The sequence below is a fragment of the Cohnella luojiensis genome (assembly GCF_004564235.1).
GTDB lineage: Bacteria > Bacillota > Bacilli > Paenibacillales > Paenibacillaceae > Cohnella > Cohnella luojiensis.
The window spans coordinates 134,454-160,664 of record NZ_SOMN01000005.1 but is presented as its reverse complement, the minus strand read 5'-3'; the positions used below and the strand labels follow the sequence as shown (position 1 = coordinate 160,664).

The window sequence follows — 26,211 nt, the reverse complement described above, 5'->3', positions numbered from 1 at the left end:
TGTATCGCGCTTAAACGGCAAAAGGGGAGCGCCGGCTAGCGAAAGTGCCTCCCGCATTGCCCCGCCAAGCGGGGGATGGTTCGGCAGGCTGCGCGCCCGGTTCTCCCTTTTGTCTTTATCAGTTAATGCCGGAGGCGCCGTTGACGCCCGAAGAAACCTTCAGACGCAGCGCGTTAAGGCGGATAAAGCCGGTAGCGTCGCCTTGATCGTACGCTTTCGTAGGATCCGCTTCCATCGTTGCGATGTGCGGATTGTAGAGGCTTACGGGGCTCTTGAGTCCCGCCGCCATGATGTTGCCTTTGTACAGCTTCAGACGGACGGTACCCGTCACGTTCTTCTGGCTTTCGTTCACGAGCGCTTGAATAGCGATACGCTCGGGAGCGAACCAGAAGCCGTTGTATACCAAAGTGCTATATTTGGAGATCAAGGAGTCGCGAAGATGCATAACGTCGCGGTCCATGGTCAACGATTCGATCTTACGGTGAGCGGTGAAAAGAATGCTGCCGCCCGGGGTTTCGTACACGCCGCGGCTCTTCATGCCGACGAAACGGTTCTCCACCATGTCGACTCGGCCAACGCCGTGTTTGCCGCCGATTTCATTCAATTTCTCCATGACGGCTAGCGGACTCAGGCTTTCTCCGTTTACCGCGACGCAGTTGCCGCCTTCGAAATCCAGCTCGATGTACTCGGCTTGATCCGGCGCTTTCTCCGGAGAGACGCTTAGTACGTACATATCTTCCACGTCGGCCGCGCTGGAGTCGAACCATGGATCCTCCAGCATGCCGCTCTCAAAGCTGATATGCAGCAGGTTGCGGTCCGTCGAGTACGGCTTGGAAGCCGAAGCTTGAACCGGGATGCCATGCTTCTCGGCATAGGCGATCATCTCCGCGCGACCCGGAAAAGCTTCGCGAAACGCTTCGTCGCGCCATGGAGCGATGACTTCGATGTTCGGAGTTAAAGCCGCAGCCGTCAGTTCGAAGCGAACCTGGTCGTTTCCTTTGCCCGTCGCGCCGTGCGCGATAGCCGTCGCGCCTTCGGCAATGGCGATTTCCACCATGCGCTTGGCGATGAGAGGACGGGCGATGCTTGTGCCGAGCAGGTATTGGCCTTCGTACAGCGCGCCTGCTTGGAACATTGGATAGATGAAGTCCTTCGCGAACTCCTCGCGGAGGTCGTCGATGTATACTTTGGATGCTCCGGTTTTGAGCGCTTTTTCCTCCAAGCCGTCCAATTCGTCCTTCTGGCCGATATCGGCGGTGAAGGTAATGATCTCGGCATCGTACGTTTCCTTCAGCCATGTCAGGATGACCGAGGTGTCCAGGCCTCCGGAGTAGGCTAGAACGATTTTATTTTTCGCCATTAGAATGAGAGCTCCTTTAGTCTTGATTGATGTCCCTACCTACATAATCGCGGCCATGACCGCTTTCTGCGCGTGCAGGCGATTCTCGGCTTCGTCGAAAATAACAGAATGCTTGCCGTCGATTACGCCTTCGCTTACTTCTTCCCCGCGATGGGCAGGCAGGCAATGCATGAACATATAGTCGGACTTTGCATGCTTCACGAGCTGCTCGTTGACTTGATAGTCCTTAAACGCCTTCTCGCGTTCCTTCTGCTCTTCCTCGAAACCCATGCTTGCCCAGACGTCCGTGTAGATGATATCGGCGCCTTCGACGGCTTCGCGAGGATCTCTCAGTACATCTATGCGTCCACCGGTTTGGGCTGCAGCTTCTTTAGCCAGTTGAATGATGTCGGCAGCGGGTTCATACCCTGCGGGGGAAGCGCTGGTGAAATGCATGCCCAGCTTAGCCGCTCCCATCATCAAGGAATGGGTCATGTTGTTGCCGTCTCCGATGTAGGAAATCTTAAGGCCTTCCAGCTTACCCTTCATCTCGAGCACCGTCTGGTAATCCGCAAGCGCTTGGCATGGATGCGATTGGTCGGACAAAGCGTTAATGACCGGAACGGTCGCTCCGCGAGCTAGCTCGACTACGTTGCGATGACCGAACGTACGTATGATGATGCCGTCCAAATACCGGGACATCGTCTGAGCGGTATCGCGAATCGTCTCCCCGCGTCCCATCTGAATGTCGTTCTTGCTTAAAAATAACGCTTGACCGCCCAGTTGATACATTCCGACTTCGAAGGAAACTCGCGTGCGGGTGGACGATTTTTCGAAAATCATCCCCAGTGACTTCCCTTTGAGCGGTTGGTATACCTCTCCGGATTTCTGCTTGCGCTTAAGCTCGATGGCTAAATCCAGCAAATAACGGATTTCTTCCGGCGAGTAATCGATAAGGCCCAGAAAATCGCGGCCTTTCAACTGCAATGCCATATCTTCCAGGTTTGCCGTCGTGGATGTCATAGCAAAACCCTCCTTTATCCTTAAGGGCTGACGGACTTCGCCGCCGCCTGTTCCGTAAGCACGGACGCGATTAAACTTACCGCCGTATCGATATCCTCGCGAGTAACGAGCAGGTTCGGGAGCAACCGGATGACGTTAGGACCCGCAGGCACGACCAACAATCCGCGGTTATGCAGCTCCGCAAGCGCTTCTGCGACTGGTCCGGTGCAGACGATACCGATCAGCAGCCCTTTGCCGCGAATTCCCGTTACGTTCGGCAGACCGCTTACTTTCTCTTGCAGCCGTGCCATGAGATAATCGGAAGCTTCTGCCGCTCGTTCTACGACTTTCTCCTTGAGCATCGTTTCGATCGTGGCCGCGACGGCAGCCATGGCGATCGGAGTTCCTCCGAAGGTCGTCGCATGGGCACCGGGCACGAAAGCCTGTTTAACATGAGCTTTAGCGAGCATCGCTCCGACCGGGAACCCGCTTCCGATTCCTTTGGCTAAGGTGAATACGTCCGGTTCCACGTCATAGTGTTCATAAGCGAACAGCTTGCCCGTACGGCCCATGCCGGTCTGGATTTCATCCAAAATAAGCAGAATCCCGTGACGATCGCACAGCGCGCGCACTTTCCGCAAGAAGTCCTGATCGACGGGGATAACTCCGCCTTCGGCTTGGACCAGCTCCAGCATAACGGCAGCCGTCTTGTCGTTCACCGTCGCTTCCAAAGCATCGATATCGTGAAGAGGCACATGGCGAAAGCCTTCCGGCAAAGGCAGGAAACCTTCCTTCACTTTATCTTGCCCCGTTGCGGTCAGCGTCGCCAAAGTGCGACCATGGAACGATTGATTAAACGTAATGATCTCGTACCGGTCGTTGCCTTTTACCTTCTGGTGATAACGGCGCGCGATCTTGATCGCCGCTTCGTTCGCTTCCGCGCCGCTGTTGCAGAAGAACACCGCGTCGGCGCAACTGTTATCGACAAGCAATCTCGCCGCCTTCTCTTGGGTCGGATTACTGAACAGGTTGGATACGTGCCACAGCTGGTCGAGCTGCTGAACGAGAGCGTTCTTGACGGCGTCCGGCACGTGCCCTAAGTTCGTAACCGCTAAGCCGCTCATAAAATCAAGATATTCCTTCCCTTGATCATCCCATAGCCGGCTTCCTTTTCCTTTCACCAACGTGATTGGAAACCTCGCATAGGTCGGAAACAACGCGCTGTCACTCATCCCGATCACTCCTTTTTCCCTAGTAAAACGGCTTCGCCGGCCATTGGACGGCAGTATACGTTTGTATCGAGCGATAAGATGAGTATAAGGACTTAGAAACTTATACTTTCTTATTGTCCAAAAATGACTTAAGACCGTATGATCCGTGTACCAATGTCGCCTTCCGTCACCGCTCGGCTAAGCACGCGATCCGCGGAGCCGTTGACGATCAGCACTTCTTTGACGTTGCCGTGCAGACAGCTCATCGCAGCTCGAACCTTCGGAATCATGCCGCCGTAAATTTCCTCGCTTCGGATCATTTCTTCTATGTCTGCGAAAGTAACCTGCGGCAAAACGATTTTCTCCCCGTCCACCGTGCGCATGATCCCCGGAACGTCCGTCACGACGATCATCGTATCCACACCCAGCTCAGAGGCGACTGCGCCAGCCGCGGTATCCGCATTGATGTTATAACGTTGGCCTTCTTCATCGATGCCGATCGGAGCAATGACCGGGATAAAACCAAGCTCGATGATGCCCTCTACCAACGACGCGTTCACTCCGGTTACGTCGCCGACAAGCCCGACTTCGTGGGCATTCGCCACAGGTTTCGCCAAGATAAGCTTACCGTCCGTACCCGATAGCCCGATCGCCTGGGCGCCGTTCTTCTGCAGCTTGCGAACGATTTCCTTATTGATGCGTCCCGCCAGCACCATCTCAACGACGTCTAGCGTAGGCTCATCCGTCACGCGTAATCCGCCCACGAATCGGCTTTCGATGCCAAGCTTCCCGAGCGTCTCGTTGATTGCCGGACCTCCGCCATGCACGATGACGGGCTGAATGCCTTTCTCCTGCATGTCGCGCAAATCCTCGAAAAAAGCATCCGGCAACGCGGCTAGCGTGCTTCCGCCGCATTTCATTACAAAACGTTGATCCTTCATGCGTCGCGACCTCCTTACGTCCGATATGCGGCGTTGATGCGAACGTAATCGTACGTGAGGTCACAGCCCCATGCCGTCGCTTGCCCGCTTCCCATGTTCAGGTTGACGTTGATGCCGACGGTATCGCCTTTTAAGTACTCTAATGCTATTTCTTCGTCGAAGGGAATCGGCCGCGACTGCTCCAGCACCAGAATATTCCCCAGACGGATGTCTACCGTACCCACGTTAACCGGCTGTCCTGCCCGGCCGACCGCGGCGATAATCCTTCCCCAGTTGGCGTCAGCTCCATAAACCGCCGACTTAACCAAGCTAGAGCCGATGATCGTCTTCGCGATCGCTTGCGCCGCTTCGTCGCTTGCAGCGCCGATAACGGTCGTCTCGATTAATTTCGTCGCCCCTTCGCCGTCGCGCGCGATTGCCTTGGCCAGTTCCGCGCACACATGCCGTAAGCCGTCCACGAACGCCGGGAAGTCAGGGTGGTTCCGGGTAAGCTCCTCATTTTCCGCTAATCCGCTTGCCATCGCCACCAGCATATCGTTCGTGCTCGTATCGCCATCGACGGTAATCATGTTGAAGCTGACGTTCGTTACTTCGCGAAGAACTTCTTGCAGAAGGGCGGACCCAATCCGCGCATCCGTCGTAACGAATCCGAGCATCGTCGCCATGTTCGGATGAATCATCCCCGAGCCTTTGGCAGCGCCCGCGATCGTCACTTGCCGGCCATCTACCGATAGGGACACGCAGCTTACCTTTTTCACGAGATCCGTCGTCAGAATTGCCTGGCAGAAATCGTCCGAGCCTTGAATGTCCGATCGCAACCTCCCGGGAAGCTTCTCGATGCCGGGAATTACCCGATCCATCTTCAGCAACTCCCCGATGACGCCGGTCGAAGCGACGGCTACCTGATCCTTACTCACTCCTAGCGCTTCCGCCGTATTCGCCTGCATCGCGCGGGCGTCGGTTTCCCCTTGCTCTCCCGTACATGCGTTGGCGTTGCCGCTGTTCACGATAACCGCGCGCAGGGTGCCGCCTTCGCTTAGAGATTCGCGAGTCACCAGAAGCGGTGCCGCTTGAAACAAGTTGGTCGTATATACGGCTGCCGCAGCCGCGGGAACCTCGCAAACGATCATTCCGAGATCGTGGCGATCCGTTTTTTTCAAACCGCAATGAAGGCCTCCGGCTTTAAAGCCCTTAGGCGTCGTAACGCCTCCGCCTTCCACTATGGAGTAACTCTTGTGTCCCATGATAACAAGTCCGTTCCTCTCATCCGCTAATTAAGGGTAAACCGGCGTGAATTGAAGCCCGAGGGTTTCGTCCCATTTCATTAGCAAATTTAGATTTTGAATCGCTTGACCGGCCGCTCCCTTGACCAAATTGTCGGTAACCGATATGAAAGTAATGCGTCCCGTTCTCTCGTCGACGGAAAAGCCGATGTCGCAGTAATTCGTGCCGTATACTTCTTTAGTCGCCGGCCAATTGCCGTCCGGACGAATGCGGACGAACTTGCGGCCTTCATAAAATTGCCGGTATAGCTCCACGAATTCCGCGCTTGAACGTCTTTCGGTCAGCGTGGCGTACATCGTGCACATGATCCCTCTCGTCATCGGCACGAGATGCGTCGTGAACGTCGTGATGACGGGGCGTCCCGCCGCTTCCGTAAGCACTTGCTCGATCTCCGGCGTGTGCTGGTGCTTGTTTATTTTGTAAGCCTTGAAGTTCTCGTTAATCTCGGAGTAATGGGAGCTTAGATTCAATCCCCGTCCCGCTCCGGACACGCCGGACTTCGCGTCAATGATAATGCTGTCCGGGTTAATCCAACCTGACTTGACCGCCGGATATAATCCGAGGAGAGACGTCGTCGTAAAGCATCCGGGATTGGAGATGAAATCCGAGTTGGCCACCTGCTCGCCGTAAACCTCAGCCAAACCGTATACCGCGCGTTCTACTAGCGTTTGATCGGCCGGTTCATGCTTATACCATTGCTTGTAAGTATCGCCGGACTTTAATCGGAAATCGCCGGACAAGTCGATGACCTTAAGACCGGCATCAAGGAAATCCGGTGCCAGCTTCATGCTGATGCCGTGCGGCGTCGCAAGGAAAACCACGTCAGCCTTGGCACGGATGAGCTCCACGTCGATCCCGTCTAGCAGGTCGGTACGAATTTCCGTTAAATGTGGAAAACCCTCCGCAATAGGCGCTCCTGAATTAGAAGAGGAAATCACCGAAGTGACGGTCACCTTTGGATGAGATTGCAGTAAGCGAATAAGTTCGACGCCGCCGTAGCCTGTAGATCCAACGATAGCCGCGCGGATTTGTGATGATGACATAATGATTCCCCCGATTTCCCCATACCTAGGAACGAAGCTTCTCAATTAATAACTATGTATGATTATACACTGTATGTATTATTTATTCAATGGTTGGAAACATTTTTAGACTCCCTTTTTAACCCGTGAATTGCTCCGTTATAATATCCTTTCATCGTGGAATCCTTCGCCCAACACTTCCGCGGCATTGGTGATGATGACGAAAGCATCCGGATCCGCATCGCGGACGAGCAGCTTCAATCTTACTACTTCATTCTGCGCTACCACAGCTAACAACACAGGACGGTCATCGCCGGTATATCCCCCAACCCCCTGCAGCTTCGTAAGTCCTCGGTCCAACTCATGGAGAATCGCACTAGTTACGCGATCCGGGTTCTTGGATATGATAAACGCCGCTTTCGAGGTTTGAAGTCCGGACTGAATGATATCGATAGTCTTGCTCGTAGCAAATAAACCGATCAACGCATAGAGCGCGTTCTCCAGAGAAATGAATAAACCGGCGGATAAAATGACAAGGCCGTCGAGAGCGGCGACCGCTAGTCCGAGCCGAATGCCGAGGACCCGGTGAACAATCTGAGCGGCCACGTCCAATCCGCCGGTCGAGCCTCTTCCCCGAAACACGAGTCCGAGACCAATCCCAACGCCGAGACCGCCATATAGGGCCCCAAGAAGAGGATCTTCAGTCGGAGGAGTCCAATGGGCGGTCATCAGCACGAACAACGGGAGCACGACGGAGCCAATCGCCGTTTTCACGCCAAACTGTTTGCCGAGTACAAGAACGCCCGCTACGAAAAGCGGAATGTTAAGCGCCCATTGCGTATAGGCAGGAGGAATCTGGGTGAGCGTGTTCAGGATGATGGAAATGCCCGACACTCCCCCCGAAGCAATCCGGTTAGGCAATAGGAACAGATTAAAGCTGGCCGCTATGAAAAAAGAACCGACCAGCATAGCCAGGTAGCTAAACAGCGTTCTTACGCCACGCGAGAACCGCGGAGTTGCTCTCTTGTTGGTTAGCGTGGGGATTACTGATCTTTCATGATCTGGTGTCGCGGACATGGATGTTCCTCTTTCCAAGTTTATGCATTACCTCGTTAAAGTCGTCGTTATACTAAGAAAACTTCCCACACCTGTTCAGTGTAAGAAGTTTCCGGGTAAGCTATGCATTTCTATTGAACTTCCTGCTTGATCTGGCTCCTGAGGTAGCCGTCAATGAAGGCATTGAGGTCGCCGTCCATGACCGCTCCGATGTTGCCGGTTTCCACAGAAGTGCGGTGATCCTTGACCATGCTGTACGGGTGGAAAACGTAAGAGCGAATCTGGCTCCCCCATGCGATCTCCATCTGTTCCCCGCGCACTTCCGCCAGTTCCTTCTGCTGCTCCTGAATCTTCAGCTCGTAGAGCTTGGACTGGAGCATCTTCATGGCCTTGTCACGGTTCTGAATCTGGGAACGCTGGGTCTGGCAAGCTACCACGATACCCGTCGGGATATGCGTGATTCGGATGGCTGAGTCCGTCTTGTTGATATGCTGGCCTCCGGCTCCACTGGCACGGTAAGTATCGACCCGCAAATCCTCCTGACGAATCTCAATATTAATCTCGTCATTGATCTCGGGAACGACATCGCAGGATACGAAGGAAGTGTGACGTCTGCCCGATGCGTCGAACGGAGATATCCGCACGAGCCGGTGAACGCCTTTCTCCGCTTTGAGATATCCATATGCGTTATGGCCTTTGACGAGTATCGTGACGCTCTTGATTCCCGCTTCGTCTCCAGGAAGATAATCGAGCAGTTCGACCTTGAAGCCGCGCTTCTCCGCCCATCTCGTATACATCCGATATAACATCTGCGCCCAATCCTGCGACTCGGTACCGCCAGCTCCGGGATGAAGCTCCAGGATGGCATCGAGCTTGTCATAAGGCTGGTTGAGCAGGAGCTGAAGCTCGAAGGAGTCGACCTTGGCGGTCAGACCCTTCACGCTATCCGTCCATTCGGTTGCCATAGATTCGTCGGATTCCTCTTCCAGAATCTCAAGCATATCCTCTAGATCCTTGCATTCGCTCTCTAAACCCTCGAATTGATCGACGACCGCTTTAAGGGCGTTCATCTCGCCGATGGTGGCTTGCGCCTTCTCGTTGTCGTCCCAGAAATCAGACTCGCTCATCTTGACTTCATAGTTCTCGATCTGTTCTTTCTTCAGATCTAAGTCAAAGCGACCCCCTGAGTTGCTGAAGTCGCTTCGCGTTTCCGCGAAGGTCTTGCTTAACCGATACGTCTAGCTCGAACATGTTGAAATCACCTCATGAAGTCTTGTGCATGCAGCTTAGCGAACGGAACGCTCAGCTTAGGTCTATTCTATGCGACCGTGGCACAATTTGTATTTCTTCCCGCTTCCGCACGGGCATGGATCATTCCGTCCAACCGCGTTTGCGCTGCGGGTCTTCGGCTTCTTCGGACCTTCCTCCGCTTTCGCGTCGACGGCTTGGCCTTCCGCCACCGCCTCGCGCTTAGGAGGCGTCTGTACTTGAGCCCGCATGATATACATCGTAATTTCTTCTTCGATGCGCTCGATCATGGCCAGGAACATGTTATGGCCTTCGAATTGATACTCGCGAAGCGGATCGTTTCCGCCGTAAGCGCGCAAGTGAATCCCTTGGCGCAGATGATCCATGGAATCGATATGGTCCATCCATTTGCTATCTACGGCGCGTAGTACGACTACCTTCTCGAATTCGCGCATCGTGTCGACGCCGATAGTCTCCTCGCGCTCATCGTATAATTTCTCGACTTGCTCCAAGAGGAATTCGACGATCTCTTCTTTTTCCTTGCCCCACAAGTCATCCTTGCTCAGGCGATCCTCAGGCAAGAAATGCGCATGAGCGTAAGTTACGAGGCTATCCATATCCCAATCTTCCGGCACGTCGCTTTCGGAGCAATGGCTATCTACCGCACGGGTGATGACGGACCGGATCATTCCGGTAATGACGTCGCGGATATTGTCGGAGCTAAGAATTGCGCGGCGATCTCCGTAAATCTTCTCCCGTTGCAGGTTAATGACGTCATCGTATTGGAGTACGATTCGGCGAGTATCGAAGTTGTTGCCTTCTACGCGCTTCTGAGCGGACTCGATGGCGCGGGAGATCAGGCGGCTCTCGATCGGGGAATCCTCGTCAAAGCCCAGACGCTCCATCATGCCCATGATATTGTCCGCGCCGAAACGGCGCATGAGCTCATCCTGCATCGACAGGTAAAATTGCGAAGAACCAGGGTCCCCTTGGCGACCCGCACGACCCCGCAGCTGGTTATCGATCCGGCGGGATTCATGGCGCTCGGTACCCATAATATGAAGTCCGCCAGTCTCGACCACGCCAGTTCCGAGATGAATATCCGTTCCCCGTCCGGCCATGTTCGTGGCGATCGTAACGGTGCCATGCTGTCCGGCTCCCGAGATGATCTCAGCTTCCTCTGCATGGTACTTCGCATTCAGCACCTTGTGCTGGATGCCCTTCTTCTTCAGCATCTCCGAGATGCGCTCGGAGTTCTCGATCGAAACGGTACCGACGAGCACGGGTTGTCCCGTCGCATGACGGCGCACGATTTCTTCGACAACGGCACGGTACTTGCCATTCTCCGATTTGTAGACGACGTCCGGAATATCGCTTCGAATCATTTGACGGTTCGTCGGCACCTGAATAACATCCAAGCCATATATACGCTTGAACTCTTCTTCCTCCGTCTTTGCCGTACCGGTCATGCCGGCCAGCTTGCGATACATCCGGAAATAGTTCTGGAACGTAATCGTCGCGAGCGTCATGCTCTCGTTCTGTACGGTCAGCTGTTCTTTCGCCTCGATTGCTTGATGAAGGCCTTCGCTATAACGTCGACCCGCCATCAGACGTCCCGTAAATTCATCGACGATGACGACTTCGTCCTCTTGAACGACATAATCGACATCGCGTTTCATGATATATCTAGCGCGGAGTGCCTGATTGATATGATGGTTAAGCGTCACGTTGTCATGAGCGAACAGGTTCTCGATATTGAAGGCGCGTTCCACTTTCGTAACCCCTGCTTCGGTCAGGGCTACGCTGCGCATTTTGATATCCACCGTGAAATCTTCGACGTCCGTAAGACGGCTGATCATCCGATCTGCGGCGTAATACAACTCGGTAGACTTCTGCGCTTGCCCCGAAATGATTAGCGGAGTCCGAGCCTCGTCGACGAGAATGGAATCCACTTCATCGATGATAGCGTATTGCAGCGGGCGCTGAACCATCTGTTCTTTGTAAAGGACCATGTTGTCTCGCAGGTAATCGAATCCGAATTCGTTATTCGTACCATAAGTAATGTCGCAAGCGTACGCTTCCTGTTTCTCTTCATGGGTAAGGCCATGTAAGTTACAGCCGACGGTCATACCTAGGAATGAATAGATTTGTCCCATAAGTGCGCTATCGCGTTGGGCAAGATAATCGTTGACGGTGACGACGTGCACGCCTTCGCCTTGAAGGGCATTCAAATAAACGGCTAGAGTTCCGACCAGCGTCTTCCCTTCGCCCGTTTTCATCTCGGCGATCTTGCCGTGGTGCAGCACCATACCGCCGATTAATTGCACGTCGAAATGACGCATCTTCAGCACGCGTTTGGACGCTTCTCTGACAACGGCGAACGCCTCTGGAAGAATATCATCAAGGGACTCGCCTTTGGCGATGCGGCCGCGGAATTCATCCGTCTTCGCGCGAAGTTGTTCATCGTTTAGCGGTGCAACGGAAGACTCCAAGCCATTGATCTGATCGACTGTTTTAAGCAGCCGCTTCACTTCACGTTCATTGGCATCTCCGAATATTTTTTTAACAAGTCCCAGCATTAGGATGTACCCCTCTCTCTCGCGGGTCTAACAACATCTTCTCATTTTATCAGTTTGGGGAAAAGGGGGCAAGGAAGGGCTATTGGAAATGGTAGGCGCAGCAAAAAAGCGCGATTAGGATCAAAGTATCCCGGTCGCGCAGATGTATGATTATTCTTGGTGCAAAGTCGTCACTTGCTTCTCTGCAACTCCCTAATTACCGTTTCTTGCTCCAGAGAATGAAGTGCCAAGGACTCTAAAATGCGGTCTTGTCTTTCTTGGCCTTTTTTCAACTCGGCTACATCCGACTTCAATACGGCTACATCCGACTTCAATACGGCTACATCCGACTTCAATACGGCTACATCATGTTGAATAGAGGTGATTTTTGCATCCATGACTTCGACGACATGTTTGATAGCTAAAAGGATTTCTTTCGTTTCATCCACATGATCAGCCCCTTTATTGCATTATAGCAGATTGATTAATTTACATCATTATTTCATATGTCTACGTTTGTTCATTGCGCAAAAAAGCCCCGGCAATGGGAGCCGAGGCTTACATATATTCAATGTATTTATTCAGCGGATTCGATTAGTCCGTATTTGCCGTCGTTCCTGCGATACACGACGCTTACTTCTTTCGTTTCCGTATTCGCGAATACGTAGAAATTGTGCCCTACCAGATTCATTTGAAGAATCGCTTCTTCAACGTCCATCGGTTTCAAATTAAAGCGTTTCGTACGAACGAGCTCCAGATCGTCCTCTTCATCCCTTGCGAGCGTAGTAACGGCTTGGCCGTTGCCGAAATCCTCCTTAAAGAGAGCCCTTGCCGAACCGGCTTCCCGGAAATTACGGTTGATTTTCGTTTTGTGTTTGCGAATTTGCCGTTCGAGTTTGTCCACTACAAAGTCAATCGATGCGTACATATCCTCTCTTTTCTCCTCTGCGCGCAATAGCGCTCCGGGAAGTGGAATGGTAACCTCGATGGCCTGCTGGCCTTTGGTGACGCTTAAGGTTACGGATACATCTGATTGGGGAGGCGCTTCAAAATACCGCTCTAGACGACTTAGCTTCTTCTCAACATACTCACGAAGAGCATCTGTCACTTCCAAACGTTGGCCACGAATGTTGTATTTCATGGGCATTCCTCCTTTGCATGACTCTATGATAACATACCCGGAGGAGGGGTTTCAAAACATTCCGAAAATAAATTTGAATTATCTGAAAACTTGTCTCTCCAGCCAATAATTAGAAAATCCGCATAAAAAAACCCTGGATTTCTCCAGGGCAGCACAGCATTGCTTAACTACATGAAAGCCACATCTTGTATGATTGTTCGACGACGATGCGTCGGTATGATTACAGTCTTGTAACGTTAGCCGCTTGAGGGCCTCTTGCGCCTTGAACGATGTCAAACTCAACAGTTTGGCCTTCTTCAAGAGCTTTGTAGCCGTCCATTTGAATAGCGGAGAAGTGAACGAACACGTCGCCGCCTTGCTCTGTTTCAATGAAGCCGTAACCTTTTTCTGCGTTGAACCATTTAACTTTACCTTGCATGCGTTAAACATTCCCTTCATATTCAAATGACGTTAAGTCTAGGCAAAATTGCCCAGCCCACATTTCGAATATAACATTTGTGAAAGATTTGTGTCAACGGTTTTTTGTAAGCGGTGTCATTCCGTTTTCCAAAGTTTAAACCCACACTAGTCTGAAATGAGTTGTATCTGCATTTCGGCCATTGCAAAATCAAACAAAGTGTCAATATCCAGAGACCTTTCCCGGGGCATCATGTATGCTTTCGTCTCGGGCTGCAAAAAACCTCTATGTTCCTCCAAATGCTCGCGAGTTGCAACGTATATAGCCCCGTTTAAAACGTAAATGGGAGGAAGCTTTTGACGAGAAACGTTCCGGTCCTCAATATCCAGCAATGGTCGCATCGTACCGAGTTCATTAACGTGATACATCCAGAAAGGAGATTTATCCACTGTAGTGACCGATACGCATGAAGAGGCACTAGAATCGACCATACGCTCCAAACAACCATCTATATCGGCAGCAACCCGCAATGGTGACGTTGGTTGAAGAAAAACTATAATACCATAACCGGAAACTGAACGAATGGCATGCAGCACAGGATCGATGCCGGGCGTATCATCCAGCGCAAGCTCTGCAGGACGAATAAACGGAACATCTCCTCCAAAACGGCGGGACACTTCGGCTATTTCCGAATCGTCAGTGCTAATGATACATCGGTCAATATAGCGCGAAGAGGATGCACAGGCAATGGTCCATGCGATCAGCGGTTTTCCTGCAAGTTCGCGGATGTTTTTGCGGGGGACCCCTTTGGAGCCTCCACGAGCCGGGATGACGGCCAGCACTTTTTGACCGTTAATCATAGGAACCCCTCTTGATACACTTCGACATTCGCCCGTTCAAAGTCATCCATCCGTCCGATATCGATCCAGTACTCTCGGATAGGAAATACGGATGTATGCAGTTCCTTTTGGATGATCGCTTCGAAAAGGCTTGGCATATCGAAATAAGTGTCTTGCGGAATCATGTGAAGAACCTCGGGATCCAAAACGTATATGCCGCCATTGATAAAAAACTTTTGCATTGGTTTTTCTTCGATTTTACGCAGTTTGTTATTATCCACCTGAACGACACCGTATGGAATTTGAATCTCGTATTCACGGACGCACATCGTCGCCTTCGCTTTCGAATCCGAATGGAAATCAACCAATTGGCGAAAATTCACCCTGGTCAGCAAATCCCCGTTCATCACGATTAACGGCTGACCCGGAATTCCCGGAATCAGACTTAGCGCTCCCGCTGTACCCAACCGCTTATCCTCATGTATATAGCGGATTTCGACGCCCCAGCGAGAACCGTCTCCAAAGTAGTCTTTGAGCATTTCCCCTTTGTAATTGACGGATAAATAAAACCGGTGAAATCCGTTGGCTATGAAGCTTTCCAAGATCACTTCCAGAATCGGCTTCGTCCCGACTTTCAGCAATGGCTTTGGAAGGTCTTTCGTCAGTTCTCCCAGCCGCGTTCCGAGTCCCCCGGCCATAAGCACGACCCAGTTGTCCCGACTGTTCCGCTGCAACAGTTCATCAATCAGCTCAAGCCGTACAACTCGGCCCGACTCGTCCAGCACGGGAAATTGGCGTAAATTCAAATATTGCATAACACTCAAGATCATGTCCCGATCCATATCAGTCTTAGCTGTACGCGGTTCGCGGTTCATCACTTGCGATACAGGTGAATCCAGGCCGACTCCACGTAAAATACCCCGCCGAACGTCGCCATCCGTAACGGTTCCAATCAAACGCCGTTCGCCATCCACGACAAGTGCAATTTGCACCGATCCTCTATCAATAATTTGGAGAGCCTCCAGAATAGTTGTTTCTTGGGAGATAAATACATCTTCGACTTTTTTCATCGGGTTCTCTCCTTCGCTGGTACGCCGACGACAAGCGTGTCTGCCGGTACGTTTCTCACGACGACCGATCCGGCGCCGACCACGCTGCGCTCTCCGATCGAAATACTCTGGATGACCGTCGACCCGGCGCCGATCAATACCCCGTTTCCGACATGGACGCCGCCACACAATGTCGTTCCCGGCGCAACATGGGTATGGGCGCCGATCCAGCTTTCATGATCGACAGATGCTCGGGTATTGATCACACTGTTGGCACCGATCAAAGCTCCAGCCTGAATAACCGCTCCCGCCATCACCTGTACGCCTTCAGCAAGGATTGCGCTATCCGCCACAATCGCATGATCATGAATCAGCGTTGCAAAAGAATAGCCTTGTCGCTTCATCTCTTCAAATAGATGCTGCCTGCGAGAGGAACCAACAGCCCCTCCTACCCCGTTGACTAGCTCGAAATCTTGCGGCGGGTATGCGTCGGCAATAAGCTCGTTTCCAAGGAACGGAATCAACGGCTTCTCCATTTGTTCCGTAGGCGTCAGTGCCACATAACCGATAATCTGCCGTTTGCAGCGAATCAACAAATCCAAACACACAAGAGCGTGGCCGCCGCCGCCAAGTAAAATAATAGGCTTCGAATCTACCATCGTTCAATCAACTCATCTATCTCGTAGGATCGCTGTGCGGTACGACCAAGCAACTCCCAGAACGCGGACGGTGGAAGCCCGGTTCCCGGACGCTTAAAGGTCAGGTTGTTTTCATCCAGCCGTTCTCCCGCTTTAATAGATCGGGAGGCTACGATGCTCTTTCTTGCCGGAGCGATGTTTTTCAATTCCGATACGGCTGGCTTCTTCACGCGGCTGCCTAGAGCCCGTTCCACATTTCGCACCTGACGCACGAATTCCGCCAGTTCATGTGGCTCAAGCGACGCTTGATGATCGGGGCCTTCCATCGTTTTGTCCAACGTGAAATGCTTTTCAACGACGGTCGCACCCAGCGCAACAGCCGCTGCCGAAACTTCGGACCCCAAGGTGTGATCGGAATATCCCGTGCGCAGTCCGAATGCTTGCACCATGGTTATCATTTTGTTCAAGTGAACGTCTTCATATGGCGCAGGATATTCCGTCGTGCAGTGCAGAAGAATTACGTTGGCCTTGATCGCTTCCTGCCCGGCAACTGAACTGTATGCACTGTGAAAAGAAGACAAAGAAGGCTGTTCATTTCTGCTGGCTGTATAACCGAATGCCACCGCTCCCAATGCTTCTTCCACTTCTCCAAGCGTTGCCATGCCCGTCGATAGAATAAGTTTGCATCCCGATCGAGCTGCCGCCAGCAGCAGAGGCAAGTTCGTTAAATCTCCGGATGAAAACTTTAATTTACTTAACCCGAATTCATGAACCAGAAGGTGAAAGCTTTCTTCATCGAAAGGAGTGGAAAGAAACTCGATGCCTTTTTCCCGACAATAAGAGATGATAGCCCGATGATCAGCGACCGACAGCTCCAACCGACGAATCATTTCCAATTGGGACTCATTCCGATCCGTCAACTTTTTCTGATACTCCGCTTTCTCCGCATGCCGAGAAACGAGCTTGTCCGCTTTAAAGGTTTGGAATTTTATCGCGTCCGCTCCGGCTTCAGCCGCTTTTTCTACTAGCTTCAGAGCCAGGTTAAGCGATCCGTTATGATTGACTCCCGCTTCCGCAATGATGAATACGGGTGAACTCATTCCACTACCTCCTTTAGAAGCTTTATAAGCTGATTATGTGATCTTAGCTTCATAAAAAGTTTTGAATAAAATTCCTTCCAAAGGAACTGTCTTTAATATCTCTTTAATAACCGGCGCCGAATTTCCTTCTCCATATAAGGACTTGCAATCCGGCAGCTTAGCTTGAAATTCCGGAGACAATGCCAATTGCACCGATTCAATAATCTCCTGACATGTATCGCCGCAGTCGATTACGGAAGAACCTTTGACCCTGCCCTTCTGCCTTTGTCCGATGTTTACTGTAGGTTTGCGAAACATTGGCACTTCGATAATGCCGCTGGACGAATTTCCGATCACCGCATCCACATATTTCAGAAGACTTAAATATTTCAACTGACCGAGAGAAACGAACGATACGGCCCGCTCCCGGTTCTCGTTCACATATTCATCGATCATCCGTGAGATGATGCGACCGTCCGTATCGGCATTCGATTTAGTGAAGATTATCTTCGCATCCTTGAAATGATCCAGAGCGCGAAGAAGCATTTCCATATACTCAGCAGGAGATTGACGGGACAACGTTAAAGGGTGATAGGTAACGAGAAAACAGCGAATTCCCAGCTCAAATGAAAGCGATTGCTCCAACTGTTCCCGATTCAATAAAGTTAACCGATGAACATTATCCAATCCTACGGCTCCCACATTAAACACCTTGTCCGGCTGCTCCCCCAATTGAATCACTCTTTGGCGGTATTTCTCCGTGGCGGTAAAGTGCAAATGCGCCATTTTCGATATGGAGTGTCGGATAGCTTCATCCATAACTCCCTCGGTACTTTCCCCGCCATGAAGATGGGCGATGGGAATTCTGGCGATCATAGCCGCTTGGGCCGCAACCATGATTTCATAACGATCTCCGAGCAATACTACGGTATCCGGACGCAGACGTTCAAACACATCGGCAAACCCGATTAGTCCCAGCCCCATCGACTTCGTTAGTCCGACCGGAGTGTCGCTAGAAAGCAGCATTTCCACCTTCGCATCGATTTGTAAGCCGTCCTGCTCAATTTGGCGGTACGTCAAACCGAACTCGGGAGACAGATGCATTCCAGTGACGACAAGCTGCAACCCCAGCTCCGGATCATCCTGTATTTCCTTCATGAGCCAGAAAAGCAGCCCGTATTCAGCACGGGAGCCGGTTACTACACATAGCTTTCTCATATTCCCTCCCGGAAGATCGAAGGACCGCTTGGCAGGTTAATGATCTTCCCTAGTAGATCGGCGGTTACTGGCAATTCCATGCGAGGACATTGTTGATACATGGGAAGTTGATGCAATGGCGTCCACACCGGTCTTGTCAATATACCTGCTTCGTTGGTGAGCCGTAATATTTCATCTCTCAGTATTAGATCCGATTTATCCAGAATGATGGCATTCAACCAGTAATTGCTTGTCGCATAATCTGGTTCTTTGAGGAAAGAAACACCTGGCACCGACAGAAAACGTTGTTCGTAAGCTTCCGCCAATCGTCTTTTCCGGGTCAAAAATTCAGGAACTTTTTCCAACTGCGCGCAGCCTAGAGCCGCGTTGATGTTGGGCATCCGATAGTTATACCCGACGCGATCATGCTCAAACGCCCACGAATGCGGAATTTTGGCGGTCGTCGTCAGATGTTTGGCCATAGCGGCCATCTCTTTGTCTTGCGTGAGAATGGCGCCGCCCCCGCCGGTGGTCATGATCTTGTTTCCGTTAAAACTCAGTATTCCAAAAAGACCGAAGGTTCCCGTCGATTTGCCTTTATAGAGGGAACCCAGTGACTCCGCCGCATCCTCGATGACAGCGAGACCATATTGCTCCCCAAGATCGAGAAGAGCTTCCATATCTAAAGGATGTCCGAATGTGTGCATAGGGACGATGGCGCGAATTCGCTTGCCTGTTTTCCGGTTGTACAACGCCCCATCGCGCGTTCGCTCGCCAATTTCCCGCAAATATTCGCCTAGCCGAATCGTATCCAGCCCCAACGTTGAAGAGGAAACATCCGCAAAATGAGGAACAGCCTGACAATAGGCTATCGCATTCGCCGTGGCTACAAAAGTGAGTGACGGAACGATCACCTCTTCTCCAGGCTTGACTCCCGACAATAGCAAAGCGATATGAAGCGCAGCCGTACCGTTCACAACGGCAACCGCGTGCCGAGAGTTCGTGAACGCGGCCAGTTCGCTTTCCAATCGGTCGACGAACCGCCCAGCGGAAGAAACCCATCCGGTATCCAGACACTCCTTGACATATAGCCATTCGTTTCCGGAAAATTCGGGTTCATGCAAAGAAAGGATCCCGCTATCGCTCCCGGCGATTTGCCTGATCACGTCTACGATTATCGATCCCAACAGTTGTGTATCTTTAATCAAGAGACCGACTCCCTCTTATCACGATGAATTTCATATATTGTATAAATCGGCTTTATAATGTTTCAGATTCGAAGAATGCGTGAACCACTCGATCGTCTGTCGAAGTCCCGTTTCCAACCCGGACTGCCCTGCATATTGAGGCTTCCAGTTTAGCAGCAACTCCGCTTTCCGATTGTCAGCCCATAGCCGCTCTACTTCACTCTTTTCAGGGCGCAAACGCTGATGATCCATATTCATTTCCAGATCCACATTCATCAGACGGGCAATCATGTCAGCAGTTTCTCCAACGGATATTTCGTAATTGCTTCCGATATTGATCTCTTCTCCGATACTCCGTTCCGATTCCATGAACGCGATAAATCCGCGGACGGTATCCTCGACAAAATTGAAATCCCGAGTTGGATGGACGGATCCCAGTTTAATTTTATTTTTCCCTTGAGCGAGCTGGGTAATGATCGTCGGGATGACGGCCCGGGCTGACTGGCGGGGACCATATGTGTTAAATGGGCGAATGATCCCAACCGGCAATCCGAACGAGCGGTAAAACGAAAGAGCCATTTGATCGGCTCCGATTTTGGACGCGGAATAAGGGGATTGTCCTTGCAAAGGGTGTTTTTCATCTATCGGCACATACAGAGCGGTTCCATACACCTCGCTTGTGGAAGTATGCACCACTTTGCTGAGTTCAAGCTGCCTTGCGGCCTGGAGAACATTTAGCGTCCCCTTGATATTCGTATCCACATAAGTATCCGGAGAATGGTAGGAGTATGGAATGGCGATCAGTGCCGCCAAATGCAGGACGGCATCGCAGCCTTTCATCGCCTCAGTTACACCGTGCGGGTCTCTTACATCTCCGGAAAAGACTTCAAAGCTTCCCCGCACATCTTCCGAACAATGATCAAGCCAGCCCCAGGTGTTAAAAGAGTTATAAAGTACAAAAGCGCGCACGTCGTATCCTCGACGAACGAGCGCTTCTGTCAAGTGAGAGCCGATAAAGCCGTCAGCTCCCGTAACCAACACTTTGCGAAATCCAACCATAAATTGCTGCTCCTTATCGGGACAGCCCTTCTGCTGCCGTTATTTGCGTTTGCAACTCTACTCTGCGCACAGCTTCCTGCACAATTACATTTAACTGAGGAAAACAGTCTTTCATTGCTTTAATAAAGGTTCCCAGCACTTCGCAGAACAAATCAGCCTTTTTGACGATATTTTTCTCTTGAGCCAGCTCTGGAAGATTACGATCATATTCAATAACTTCGATGGGAATAGCCACTCCGATTAAGGCGGTGAACAGCTCGTTATTCATAATTGGTTCCCACATCTCTTCGATTTCCACCATTGTATTTTGACACTTGTTCGGCTTCATTCGCCCTAACTCCCGAAGCCCTCCAAGCTTATGTTCGATCCGCTTCAGTTTCGTTTCCATCTCTGCAAGCTTCCCTGGCATTTGAAACAAGCGATTTGTTATTTCCGTCTTGCGCGATTCACTATAAGGTTGCAAATGATTTGCCATCGACTCGTCCATGAAATCATGAGGAACGATTACTTTATCTAATCGCGCAAGAACACTCTCCATAGATTGCCATTCGGTATGTTCGATTTTGGCGCCCGATTGGGAAGTATTGATAAACCGGATTTCCGGATAACTTTCAAGAAGTTTTTCAATTTCCCTTAACGTAACGCGCATCATACTATTCGTCCGATTCATTCCGCCCTGAACATTTTCAACCTGCATGTCAGCATTTTCTATCATGAAATCGCTTTTTTCCTGGCTTACATGTTTGGCGCCGGGAGCATAAATGTGTTCGCCGGGGTACGACAAGTCCTGGCCCGTAAAAACAATTTCCTTGCATCCCATATAGATCGCTGCTTGAATCGCCGGTCCGGTTACGGAAGGAGGAGAACTAAAAACGGGGTCATCCATTTTCCATCCGACCGTGTAACGGGAGGTCAAATCACCATCAATCAAAAAGTGAAACAACTTATTCTTGTTCTCGATAATTTTGTTGTGTATCAGCGGATTATACAAAAAGGGAACATCATTCACATCCAGATGACTAAACGCATCGTAGTTGGCTTCCGAACCATCTACGGATACTATCAAATGCGGGGCGATATTGAAATGCATTAAAGATTGAACTGAAGTACCGGCAGCAATGATCAGCGCATGCTCTTTCAGTTTCCGCAAATTCTTGATGTCTGCTTCCAAAGAAGGGCCTGCGCCTACAATGACAGCGGTTATGCCCGTCAGCTTGTCTTGTAATCCACGAATCGAGGGGGTATTCATTATATGAGCCAAATTGTACAGCTTGTTTTGGAGCCATTGAAAGCCGAACACATTTCGAGTCCGTGTCGATACCTCAAATAGCATAATGGCTGTTTTGGCATCTTCAAAAAACTCCAGTTTTTTGCGGATATCCAGTTTATCATACACGGGAATTGCGGTGATAGCTGTTTCGCCTTTTTCACGTCTCGCGAAATAATAAAACGCGGAATCCCTTAGCGTTTTATTCCAACCCACAATAAACAATTTGATATTGATCTTAGAGAATAACTCCTGAAAATCGACAGCTTCCATAGCCGCAAGAAGTAATTGTTCATCCGGCTCGAAAATAACCAGCTGATGTTCCGGATACTTTCGGTTCAATTGCAGCAAGTGGTAACCCAAACCGAATCCGAAAACGAGCACATTTGATTTACCGTTTATGGTATCGTCAATCGATTCTACCCATCGTTCAGCTTCGTGATACGGATCATAATTGCTGTATATATTAATCTTTTGGTTGCTTGCCGTTAATACGCAAAGATTGGGAAGCCCATTTCGGGTATAAGTTACTTGATAGCGGGAACGATCTGGTTTCAAGCCGCGAACAACTTCGTACACATAAGCAAAATGTTGCTCCAGAAAAGCAAGATTAGCAGCAAACCTACGTTCTTTAACCGCTTGCTCATCGCCAAGAAATGACTTCAGATGTTGAAACAATGAAGCAAGTTCATACCTGATATGATCCCCAGCTTGGACATACTCCTCTTTATCAACGTGACTGTTCAAAGTTTCAAATTGCTCTGTCATTTGCGAAATAAAATTTGCAAATACAGGGTGAATGGCAGCATAATCTCCTGATTGCACAAGTTCGTTATGAATGGTTTTTGATGCTCTATATAGATCGTCCATTGCTTGCACAAATTGACCAAACATCTGCCAGCTCTGCTCCGTAACCGACTCGTAAAATATATCCGAGACGTCTTCACTGGCTTCAATCAATCCCGGTAAAAATCGTATTATTTCATCCACTGCGGATTCAATTTCAAAAGTCTCGCCGCCCATACCCGTACCTCCATCTATTCTTAAACACGAAATGAGCACGGATCTTTTGCCCGCTATTTTCGCTTATTAAACATAATACTTTCATGGAAACCTGAAGTATTATACGCCGCTTTCTGTTTTTTGGAGGCATTCAGGCGGTTCAATCCTTGCATAGCCTCATCTTTCAAACTTTGCATATGACGCATAATGATCGGATCATATTGTAAGATCTCACGAATCAGACGCTTTTCCTGCTGCGTCAAATCCCCTTTTTGCTCTACCGCTACAGTCAATAACTGCCTTGTTTCTACAAAACGTTCAAATCGTTCATAATCTTCCGGTTGAATCAATTGACTTAACTGCTTCGACTCATCCAGCACCAGCCTCAGCAGTTCATCCATGATGCGACGAGATCGAAACAACCTGTTTAGCGGCTTGTGCCCAAGCTTCCTTTAAATCCATCATATACGACAGCGCTTCGATTGCGGGTTCTTTTCTCTTATTCACATTCGCCGTTATGAGCAAGTGTACTATATACTCATAAATACGCGCCAGATCCGTTGACAACGGGTACTGGAAATTAAGCGAGGCGGTTAGTTCATTAGTGATTTTTTGCGCCTTAATTAAGCTGCTGTTGGCTTTTTCAATGTTGTTACTCTCAATGGATTCAATGCTCTGCCTAATAAACCTGATTGCGCCGTCATACAGCATGAGTGTTAGTTGTGCTGGAGACGCCGTCTGGACGGTAGACTGTTGATATTTCTGGTAAGGGTTCGAAACCATGTCTTTCACTCCTCATTAATTCGAAGCTCCGAATAGACTGCCGGCTTGCGCGTTATACTTGTTCATGGCAACCTCCATGGCCGTAAATTGTTTAAAGTAACGCGTCTCAATCAAGCTCAGTCGACGGTTTAAATCAGCTACTCTCGAATCGATCGACGTCAATTTTTCACCAATATTACTGGTCGGAAGAAATGCAGCGTTTATGTCCGTACTGTATTTGATCGTACCTGCTTTTGTCGCAAGTTCGTCCAACGCAGTCATGACGACGTTAGTAAGACGGTTAAACAAGCCGTTGTCGGGATTGGTCGGCAAAACCTTTAAGGTCGGATCGGTTTCCGCCGTTGGTTGCGTGAAAAACTTCATGACCTGATCCGGATCCGCTTCAATCGCTGCGCGAAGCTTTGCTTCATCCTGAATAACCAGCTTGCCGCGCTGTTCCCATGTTCCTGTCACAATGCCTAGTGAAGCCAATTCAACTTGCGTACCGCCAACCGTTACGCTGGTAATGGAAGCCAGCCGCGCATCACTAATCAGTTTTGAAAGAGTAGAATCATTACGGAGAAGGCCGCTCTTCGCTTTTTCCTCCCACAGCCTAATCTCGTCTTCTTTCATATCTGCCCTCTGGTCAGCGGTCAAAGGCGGATATTTGCGGTCTCGCTCTTCATTGATCTTGTTGTTAACTGAATCGAATACATCATTATAATCTTTGATAAAGGACTTTATCGTATCGACAATTTTATCCGTATTTGATACAACGTTTAAAGAAGCTTCGGCGCCCCCGGCTGCATTCAGCGTAATTTCGACACCGTTTTCCGTGAAGGTGTTGGTTTTGCGAGTCGTTGCAATCCCGTTGATTATTACATTGGCATCTGTTCCCGCAGTTGAGACGGTCATATCGAAATTATCCAGCAGATCTCCAGCAAACGTTATGTTACCTGCCCCGGTTGTCTTGGATGTAATCGACATTTTACCGGTTTCGCTGTCTACGAACGCATTGGCATTTGCGGTGCTGTTGCCGTTAATCGCCGCAGCCATCGAAGCCAATGTATCGGTAGTTTCATTCAGTGTAATGGAAGCGCCGTTAACCGTAAAGGTGACATTTCCGGATCCATCCGCCGTATAATTAATCGTCCCTGCTCCCTTAAGAGCGCTAAGCGTCTGGCTGGTGTCTACTGCACCAATTCCTCCGCCGTTGGAGCTTCTTACGGAAGCCGCGGTCGCAAGTGCGTCCACTTCGACGGTTATCGTGCCCGCTACGGCGCTGGAAGTCGCTTTGGCGCTGACGGCGGTCGTATTGCCGGTGATGTTGACTTGCTTGGCATTGATCGATCCTTCTAAGCCGTAATTGAACAGTTTGTTGTTGCGGAAATCAACTAATTTAATATTTATGTCCCGGAACTGCTCTCTCTGCCATTCTAGCGTCGTTTTCTGCTGCGTCAACTTATCGAGCGGTACGCGCTTAGCCTTCATTAAATCCTTGACAATTTGATCAATGTCCAGCCCTGACGAAAAACCTGAAATCCTCATATTGGCGCCTCCTTAGTCATACTTTCTCATCAATTAATATGCCGGCGAACTCCATCATCTTTGCGACCAAATCCAGCGTTTTCTCCGGAGGAATTTCACGAATGACTTCACCAGTGTCCTTGTTGATGACTTTCACCATGATGGTGTTAGTCTGATCGTGCACCTTCATTTCGAAAGACGTAGATGGGCCTTCTAACGCTTTAATAGCCCGGTCGATCGCCCTGACCAACTGCTCTTGGCCAACTGAAATTTTGGTTCCCTGATCTTCTGCTTTTTGTAAATCCTTTCCTGTTCGAACCTGAACTTCTTTCGCGATCGAATCCCGCGATCCGGTAGCCAACTGATAGGTTTGCTTTGCGGGTGCTGCTGGTTGAACTGCCGATTGGGAGGTGTTATTGGTTATTTGCACCTTCATTTCGCTCACTCCGTTCTTCAATATTGTTACTCTATATATCGACGGATGGAGGCGCATTGTTTAGTTTTATTTTTCGCTGCGTACGTAAACAAAAACAGAGACCCCGGATAATCCGAGGTCTCTGTCAGATTGCTTTGAACGATTAACGAAGGAGCGAGAGAACGCCTTGCGGTGCAGAGTTCGCTTGCGCCAGCATCGCTTGTGCTGATTGAAGCAGGATTTGGTTCTTCGAAAGATTAACCATCTCTTTCGCCATGTCCGTGTCGCGAATACGGGATTCGGAAGCAGTCAAGTTCTCAACTGTCGTGCCTAAGTTGTTGGAAGTGTACTCTAGACGGTTTTGTTTAGCACCGAGTTTGGCGCGTTCCGTGGAAGCGTTGGTGATCGCCGTCTCGATGTTAGCCAATGTCGTTGCACCATTCAGACCCGTCAGACCAGCGTTTGACACCCCTGTGATAAGGATAGATTGAGCGTTATCATCAGTTTGAATCGTCACGTTGGCCGTAATATTAATGCCATTAAATGTAGTGTTATTAATAATGCTGTCAATCTGTGATCCTAGTTGTGTCATCTCGGCGGTGATATTCGCTTTGTCGGTTGCTGAATAAGTTCCGTTGGCCTTCTGAACGCTTAGTTCTTTCAACCGCGAAAGCATTGAACTCACTTCGTTCATTGCACCTTCCGCCGTCTGCACGAAGGAAATACCGTCCTGCGTGTTGCGCTGTGCTTGTTCCAAACCGCGGATTTGTCCGCGCATTTTCTCGGATACCGCCAAGCCGGCTGCATCGTCACCCGCACGGTTGATACGCAATCCGGAAGACAACTTCTCCATACTTTTGCCTGCAGCAGTGTTGTTCAATAGCAGGTTACGGTGGGTGTTCAAAGCTTCGATGTTGTGATTAATACGCATGATTAATTTCCTCCTTGAGTGTGTGTTCTTCCACATCCATGTGGTTTTGGCTTGTTCCGA

25 protein-coding genes are annotated in these 26,211 nt (G+C 50.2%); all 25 read right to left on the bottom strand.

Annotation, left to right across the window (positions count from 1 at the left end; all coding sequences use genetic code 11):
• Positions 1 to 118: 118 nt before the first annotated feature.
• The 25 genes from E2980_RS06645 to E2980_RS06525 all read right to left on the bottom strand — a co-directional run bounded on the left by E2980_RS06645 (position 119) and on the right by E2980_RS06525 (position 26,151).
• Positions 119 to 1,360, bottom strand: coding sequence for an argininosuccinate synthase (locus E2980_RS06645; protein ID WP_135151353.1), 1,242 nt, complete (start codon positions 1,358 to 1,360; stop codon positions 119 to 121).
• Between the two features lie 39 nt (positions 1,361 to 1,399).
• Positions 1,400 to 2,362, bottom strand: a complete 963-nt coding sequence (argF, locus tag E2980_RS06640; RefSeq protein ID WP_135151352.1) for an ornithine carbamoyltransferase — start codon at positions 2,360 to 2,362, stop codon at positions 1,400 to 1,402.
• A 20-nt stretch (positions 2,363 to 2,382) separates the two neighbouring features.
• Positions 2,383 to 3,573, bottom strand: a complete 1,191-nt coding sequence (locus E2980_RS06635) for an acetylornithine transaminase (protein WP_135151351.1) — start codon at positions 3,571 to 3,573, stop codon at positions 2,383 to 2,385.
• A 128-nt stretch (positions 3,574 to 3,701) separates the two neighbouring features.
• Positions 3,702 to 4,493, bottom strand: coding sequence for an acetylglutamate kinase (gene argB, locus E2980_RS06630; RefSeq protein ID WP_135151350.1), 792 nt, complete (start codon positions 4,491 to 4,493; stop codon positions 3,702 to 3,704).
• Between the two features lie 14 nt (positions 4,494 to 4,507).
• On the bottom strand, positions 4,508 to 5,737 hold the full coding sequence (argJ, locus tag E2980_RS06625; protein WP_135151349.1) for a bifunctional ornithine acetyltransferase/N-acetylglutamate synthase: 1,230 nt from the start codon (positions 5,735 to 5,737) through the stop codon (positions 4,508 to 4,510).
• Positions 5,738 to 5,767: 30 nt separating this feature from the next.
• Positions 5,768 to 6,820 carry an N-acetyl-gamma-glutamyl-phosphate reductase gene (gene argC, locus E2980_RS06620; protein ID WP_135151348.1) on the bottom strand — a complete coding sequence of 351 codons (1,053 nt, stop codon included), beginning with the start codon at positions 6,818 to 6,820 and terminating at the stop codon, positions 5,768 to 5,770.
• 138 nt (positions 6,821 to 6,958) lie between these two features.
• The gene (locus E2980_RS06615) at positions 6,959 to 7,876 is read right to left on the bottom strand and encodes a YitT family protein (RefSeq protein WP_135151347.1); all 918 of its coding nucleotides are present in this window, start codon (positions 7,874 to 7,876) and stop codon (positions 6,959 to 6,961) included.
• A 110-nt stretch (positions 7,877 to 7,986) separates the two neighbouring features.
• A protein-coding gene (gene prfB / locus E2980_RS06610; protein ID WP_205699932.1) for a peptide chain release factor 2 occupies positions 7,987 to 9,106 on the bottom strand; the annotation gives its coding sequence in 2 pieces (ribosomal slippage) (positions 7,987 to 9,027 and positions 9,029 to 9,106; 1,119 coding nt in all).
• Between the two features lie 62 nt (positions 9,107 to 9,168).
• Positions 9,169 to 11,682 carry a preprotein translocase subunit SecA gene (gene secA, locus E2980_RS06605; protein WP_135151346.1) on the bottom strand — a complete coding sequence of 838 codons (2,514 nt, stop codon included), beginning with the start codon at positions 11,680 to 11,682 and terminating at the stop codon, positions 9,169 to 9,171.
• Between the two features lie 170 nt (positions 11,683 to 11,852).
• Positions 11,853 to 12,110, bottom strand: coding sequence for a hypothetical protein (locus E2980_RS06600; protein ID WP_135151345.1), 258 nt, complete (start codon positions 12,108 to 12,110; stop codon positions 11,853 to 11,855).
• Between the two features lie 128 nt (positions 12,111 to 12,238).
• Entirely contained in the window at positions 12,239 to 12,802 is a 564-nt protein-coding gene (gene hpf / locus E2980_RS06595) for a ribosome hibernation-promoting factor, HPF/YfiA family (RefSeq protein ID WP_135151344.1), read from the bottom strand.
• Between the two features lie 220 nt (positions 12,803 to 13,022).
• Positions 13,023 to 13,220 (bottom strand): cold shock domain-containing protein, encoded by a 198-nt coding sequence (locus E2980_RS06590; protein WP_135151343.1) that lies wholly within the window; start codon positions 13,218 to 13,220, stop codon positions 13,023 to 13,025.
• 146 nt (positions 13,221 to 13,366) lie between these two features.
• Positions 13,367 to 14,059, bottom strand: coding sequence for an acylneuraminate cytidylyltransferase family protein (locus tag E2980_RS06585; protein WP_135151342.1), 693 nt, complete (start codon positions 14,057 to 14,059; stop codon positions 13,367 to 13,369).
• Positions 14,056 to 15,108 carry a nucleotidyltransferase family protein gene (locus E2980_RS06580; RefSeq protein ID WP_135151341.1) on the bottom strand — a complete coding sequence of 351 codons (1,053 nt, stop codon included), beginning with the start codon at positions 15,106 to 15,108 and terminating at the stop codon, positions 14,056 to 14,058. The genes E2980_RS06585 and E2980_RS06580 overlap by 4 nt, the downstream gene beginning before the upstream one ends.
• Complete coding sequence (locus tag E2980_RS06575; protein ID WP_135151340.1) at positions 15,105 to 15,746, bottom strand: acetyltransferase; 642 nt, start codon at positions 15,744 to 15,746, stop codon at positions 15,105 to 15,107. The genes E2980_RS06580 and E2980_RS06575 overlap by 4 nt, the downstream gene beginning before the upstream one ends.
• Entirely contained in the window at positions 15,740 to 16,825 is a 1,086-nt protein-coding gene (gene neuB / locus E2980_RS06570; RefSeq protein WP_135151339.1) for an N-acetylneuraminate synthase, read from the bottom strand. Before neuB ends, E2980_RS06575 begins: the two co-directional genes overlap by 7 nt.
• A 33-nt stretch (positions 16,826 to 16,858) precedes the next feature.
• Positions 16,859 to 18,022: a UDP-N-acetylglucosamine 2-epimerase gene (gene neuC / locus E2980_RS06565; protein ID WP_135151338.1), complete on the bottom strand. Its 1,164-nt coding sequence runs from the start codon at positions 18,020 to 18,022 to the stop codon at positions 16,859 to 16,861.
• Positions 18,019 to 19,206, bottom strand: coding sequence for a LegC family aminotransferase (locus E2980_RS06560; RefSeq protein WP_420808617.1), 1,188 nt, complete (start codon positions 19,204 to 19,206; stop codon positions 18,019 to 18,021). Before E2980_RS06560 ends, neuC begins: the two co-directional genes overlap by 4 nt.
• 33 nt (positions 19,207 to 19,239) lie before the next feature.
• Positions 19,240 to 20,247, bottom strand: coding sequence for an NAD-dependent 4,6-dehydratase LegB (locus tag E2980_RS06555; RefSeq protein ID WP_135151336.1), 1,008 nt, complete (start codon positions 20,245 to 20,247; stop codon positions 19,240 to 19,242).
• Between the two features lie 13 nt (positions 20,248 to 20,260).
• Positions 20,261 to 22,537: a motility associated factor glycosyltransferase family protein gene (locus E2980_RS06550; protein ID WP_135151335.1), complete on the bottom strand. Its 2,277-nt coding sequence runs from the start codon at positions 22,535 to 22,537 to the stop codon at positions 20,261 to 20,263.
• A 53-nt stretch (positions 22,538 to 22,590) separates the two neighbouring features.
• Positions 22,591 to 22,917 (bottom strand): flagellar protein FliT, encoded by a 327-nt coding sequence (gene fliT, locus E2980_RS06545; protein ID WP_135151334.1) that lies wholly within the window; start codon positions 22,915 to 22,917, stop codon positions 22,591 to 22,593.
• Positions 22,910 to 23,299 (bottom strand): flagellar export chaperone FliS, encoded by a 390-nt coding sequence (gene fliS, locus E2980_RS06540; protein WP_135151399.1) that lies wholly within the window; start codon positions 23,297 to 23,299, stop codon positions 22,910 to 22,912. The genes fliT and fliS overlap by 8 nt, the downstream gene beginning before the upstream one ends.
• A 15-nt stretch (positions 23,300 to 23,314) precedes the next feature.
• A complete protein-coding gene (fliD, locus tag E2980_RS06535) occupies positions 23,315 to 24,826 on the bottom strand; it encodes a flagellar filament capping protein FliD (RefSeq protein ID WP_135151333.1) in 1,512 nt (503 codons plus the stop codon).
• 16 nt (positions 24,827 to 24,842) lie between these two features.
• Positions 24,843 to 25,241: a flagellar protein FlaG gene (locus E2980_RS06530; RefSeq protein WP_135151332.1), complete on the bottom strand. Its 399-nt coding sequence runs from the start codon at positions 25,239 to 25,241 to the stop codon at positions 24,843 to 24,845.
• A 142-nt stretch (positions 25,242 to 25,383) separates the two neighbouring features.
• Positions 25,384 to 26,151 carry a flagellin N-terminal helical domain-containing protein gene (locus E2980_RS06525; protein WP_135151331.1) on the bottom strand — a complete coding sequence of 256 codons (768 nt, stop codon included), beginning with the start codon at positions 26,149 to 26,151 and terminating at the stop codon, positions 25,384 to 25,386.
• Positions 26,152 to 26,211 lie beyond the last annotated feature (60 nt).